Origin of the sequence: Hydrogenophaga sp. (assembly GCF_026125825.1) — a bacterium.
Taxonomy (GTDB): domain Bacteria; phylum Pseudomonadota; class Gammaproteobacteria; order Burkholderiales; family Burkholderiaceae_C; genus Hydrogenophaga.
This window is the reverse complement of the sequence record NZ_JAHCKK010000171.1, coordinates 1-4,482: the sequence shown is the minus strand read 5'-3', so window position 1 is coordinate 4,482 and position 4,482 is coordinate 1. Positions and strand designations below refer to the sequence as shown.

At 65.6% G+C, this 4,482-nt stretch carries 4 protein-coding genes; all 4 read left to right on the top strand.

Features of this window, described 5'->3' with window-relative positions:
• Positions 1-2,437: cation-translocating P-type ATPase (locus KIT86_RS24325; RefSeq protein ID WP_297403199.1), on the top strand; the 2,437-nt coding region annotated here is incomplete at its 5' end.
• Positions 2,438-2,580: 143 nt separating this feature from the next.
• Positions 2,581-2,919, top strand: a complete 339-nt coding sequence (locus tag KIT86_RS24320) for a PepSY domain-containing protein (protein ID WP_297403197.1) — start codon at positions 2,581-2,583, stop codon at positions 2,917-2,919.
• Positions 2,920-2,949: 30 nt separating this feature from the next.
• Positions 2,950-3,429 (top strand): DUF2271 domain-containing protein, encoded by a 480-nt coding sequence (locus tag KIT86_RS24315; RefSeq protein ID WP_297403201.1) that lies wholly within the window; start codon positions 2,950-2,952, stop codon positions 3,427-3,429.
• A gap of 9 nt (positions 3,430-3,438) precedes the next feature.
• Positions 3,439-4,482 (top strand): PepSY domain-containing protein (locus KIT86_RS24310; protein ID WP_297403196.1); only part of this gene is annotated, 1,044 nt, incomplete at its 3' end.

Below are 4,482 nucleotides of genomic sequence, written 5' to 3'. Positions count from 1 at the left end.
CGGGCGGCACTCGCCGCTGGCGATTCTCCTCGAGGTGGTGCGCGAGCCCATGTTCGGGCTGCTGCTGGGCGCAGCCGTGCTCTATGCCATCATCGGCGATCTCGGCGAGGCGCTGCTGCTGTTTGTCTTCGCGACCCTTTCGGTTTCCATCGCCCTTATCCAGAGGAGTCGCAGCGAACGAGTGCTCGAAGCCTTGCGGGATCTGACGAGCCCGCGCGCTCTCGTCGTCCGCGACGACCAACGCCAGAGAATTCCCGGCCGTGAGGTTGTTCGGGGAGATCTGCTGATCGTGACGGAGGGCGACCGCGTGCCGGCCGATGCGGTGCTGGTGGCGGGTGAGGACTTGCGCGTCGACGAATCGCTGCTCACGGGTGAATCCGTGCCCGTGCAGAAGCGGCCAGCGCCTGTGGCAGTCGAACCACGCGGCGATCATCTGTCGCTGCTCTATTCCGGCACGCTGGTTCTGGGCGGTACAGGGCACGCAGTCGTCACTGCGACCGGCATACGCAGCGAGATCGGCAAGATCGGCAGCAGCCTGGGCGCCATCGAGTCCGGGCCGTCGCGATTGCAGCAGCAGACTCGCCAGCTCGTGGTGATCTTCGCGACGGCCGGCATCTTCCTGAGCACCCTGGTCGTGCTGCTCTACGGATTTCTGCGCGGGGACTGGCTGCAAGCCGTGCTCGGCGGCATCGCGCTCGGCATGGCGATGTTGCCGGAAGAGTTTCCACTTGTGCTGACCGTGTTCATGGTGATGGGAGCGTGGCGCCTGTCGCAGTCGCGTGTGCTGACGCGACGCGCCGCAGCCATCGAGGCGCTCGGAGCTGCCACCGTGCTTTGCACGGACAAGACCGGAACGCTCACGCGCAATACCATGTCGGTCGTGCATCTGCAGTGCGGCGCGGAGCAATGGCGCGCCGGAGACGCAGCCCCGGAGATTGCGGTATCGGGAAAGCTGGGCGAGTTGCTCAGGACCGCCGTGGCAGCGAGCGAGCCCGAAGCGCTCGATCCCATGGAGCGGGCGTTGTTTGAGCTGGCAACGCAAGTGCAAACAGGCCCGGCCACGACGGCGTCGCGCGTGCGTGCCTATCCTCTCCGGCGGGAATTGCTTGCCGTCACCCATGTCTGGGACTTGCCGGGTGAGGCGGACTACCTCGCGACCACCAAGGGCGCGCCAGAGGCCATTGCGCGCCTCTGCAGGATGAATCCCGTGCAACATGCGGAGTTGATCGCATCAGTCGACACGCTGGCGCGGCAGGGCATTCGGGTACTGGCCGTGGCGCGCGGGCGGCATGCGCGCGGAAGCCTTCCGGACAGTCCTCTCGGCCTGTCGTTCGAGTTCGTGGGCTTGCTGGGGCTTGCGGACCCGCTGCGCGAGTCGGTGCCTGAAGCCGTGCGTGATTGCCGCACCGCCGGCATTCGCGTCGTGATGATCACGGGCGATTATCCCGAGACGGCGCGCGCGATCGCCCGGGATGCCGGCATTGCGGATGGCGATGTATTGACCGGCCAGGAGCTCGATCAGCTCGATGATGGTGCTCTCTTCCGGCGGGCGCGCCGCGCTACCGTTTTCGCGCGCATCACGCCCCGGCAGAAGCTGCGCATCGTCGAGGCGTTGAAGGCCAGTGGCGAGATCGTCGCCATGACCGGCGATGGCGTCAACGATGCGCCGGCGCTCAAGGCGGCGCACATCGGTATCGCCATGGGAGGGCGTGGCACGGACGTGGCGCGCGAGGCGTCATCCATCGTGTTGCTCGATGATGATTTCGGGTCCATCGTTGAGGCCATCCGCCTGGGAAGGCGCATCTACGACAATCTGCGCAAGGCGATGGGGTACATCCTCGCGATCCACCTGCCCATCGCGGGGCTCGCGCTGCTGCCCGTCCTGCTCGGCGGGCCGCTCATCCTGACGCCGCTCCTCATCGCCTTTCTCGAGCTGATCATCGACCCGGCCTGCTCGATCGTGCTCGAAGCGCAGCGCGCAGAGCAGAATGTGATGCGCCGCCTTCCGCGCCATCCCGCGAGCCCGCTCTTTTCCAGGGCGCTCGCGAGCTGGAGCATTCTCCAGGGAACGCTTGCCCTGCTGATCGTTACGGCCGTTTATCTGTACACCATCCGCAAGGGCTTGCCGCAAGAGGATGTGCGCAGCGTGGCCTTTGTGGCACTTGCGGGCATGAATCTCGCGCTCGTGTTTGTGAACCGGACCTTCCGCGCTTCGCTGCGTGCGACGCTGGGCGAGCCGAACGCCCCGCTCTGGTGGGGGCTCGCACTGGTGGCAGGTATATTGACCCTGCTGCCTGCCTGGCCTGCGGCACGGGCTTTCCTCGGGCTTGGTGCGCTGCAGTTGTCAGGCCTGATGCCCGGCCTCGCCGCACCAGTTGTGCTTTTCGTGATACTGCAGCTGCTCAAGCGCGCCTGGGCGCCGCGTCTCGCGACGTAAAGGCATGCTGCAACTGAGAATGAGTCCGATTCAACCGCGGATTCTTCATGCGTGCCATTGCATTCAAGAGTGCGGCCCCCACATGTGGCAGCATGCATGAAGTTCAGCCGCGAAGCGCGTCGCGCCATTACAGGAGCACCTGCATGAATCCCCAACGATTCCTGCGCCGCGAGCTGCTGGCCCTGGCCCTGTCGTTGAGCCTGGTCGCCTGGCCCGCCTCGGCCTCTGATGATTGCGAAGTGCCGGTGGAGCAGTGGCAATCGCGTGAAGCTGTGCACAAGATGGCGGCGGCCCAGGGTTGGGAAGTGCAGCGGCTCAAAATCGACGACGGCTGCTATGAAATCCACGGCAAGGATGCGCAGGGCCGTGTCTTCAAGGCCAGGATCGATCCGCAGACCCTGAAGGTGGTGAAGATCAAGTACAAGGATCATCACCGCGACCGCGACCGCGACCGCGACCGGGAACGTGACCCATTCAATTAGTGCGACGGAAGAAGACCCATGTCCAAACCCATGTCCAAACCTCTCTTGGCTACCACCGTGGCTGCCGCATGCGCGTTGGCCCTGCCCGCGCTGGCCCACGGCCGGCAGCTCACGCTGACCACCCAGCTCAAGAACTACGGCGGCGATGGCGCCTATCTGGCCGTGTACCTGACCGATTCCAAGGGCGCCTATGCCCGTACGCTTTGGGTGGCGGGGGGCAAGGCCAAGTTCTACAAACACCTGGCCGACTGGAATCGACTGTCTGTCGGCGATACCAAGCGTCTCGCCGGCGTGACGGGTGCCAGCGTGGGTGCGGGGCGCACGCTCAAGGTGACCGCCGATCTGGCCGACGCGCTGATCGACGCGGGCTACGAAATTCGCATCGACGCAGCGGCAGAAGATATGCGAGACAGTCCCTCGGACATTCGCGTGCCGTTGACAACGCAGAATGCCGGCAAGCCCCAGACTGGCAAGCAGTACGTCCAGACCCTTACGTACCAGCTGAAGTAAGCAACTCGCATGAGCTGGAAAGCCATCCACCGCTGGCTGGGTCTGGCGGCTGGCTGCCTTGCGCTGGTGATGGGCACGACCGGCGTCTTCCTGGCCGTCGATCCGGTGGTACAGGCACGGCACGCCAGTCCGGCTCCGCCCGATCTGTCCGTGGCCACGCTGGCAGAGCGCGTGCAGCGTGCCATGCCGGGCGTGGAGGAAATCCGCCATCTGCCCTCGGGAGCCTTCGTCGCCTATGGCTTTGATGGCGAGCAGGCGCAAGCCTCTTATGTGGATCCGCAAGACGGCCGGGTTCTCGCCAACTACCGCCCCTCGCAGCTGCCGCGCTGGGTGAAGAACCTGCACCGCTCGCTGCTGCTGGACGACGCCGGCCGCTGGGGCGTAGCCGCCATTGCATTGGCCATGGCGCTGATTTCGTTCGCCGGCCTCGTGCTGTTGCTGCGACGCATGGGCGGATGGCGCCACCTGGCCGGTGCGGTGCGTGGATCGCTGGCGCAGCGGCTGCATGTGCTCGTGGGCAGGGTGGTGCTCGTCGTGCTGTTCCTGTCCTCGGTCACGGCACTTTACATGAGCGCGACAACGCTTGGGCTGCTGGAGCTCGACGCCGGGCCTGAACCGGACGTCGTGTCCGTGGCAGGCAGCCAGACCGCGTTGCCCGGCGCGCAGTTTCCGGTGTTGCAGGGTCTCGACGCGCGAGCCTTGCGCAAACTGAATTTCCCGAGTGCCGCAGACCCCGAAGATATCTGGAAAGTGACAACGGATCGGGGCCAAGGCTGGATCGACCGCTACAGCGGCGAGATCCTCGCCTGGCAGGATGCCACGATCGCCCAGCGCGTGTACGACTGGGCCGTAGTACTGCACACAGGTGAAAGCGCCTGGCCGTGGGCCATCGCGCTGGGGCTTGCGGGAGCCTCCATCGTGCTGATGTGGCTTTCGGGCTTGCTGATCTGGTGGCGGGCACGTCGCCAGGCGGTTCGCATCGCGGACAACAGTGCACTGGCACAAGCCGACGTGCTGGTCTTCGTCGCCAGCGAAGATGGCAGCACCTGGGGG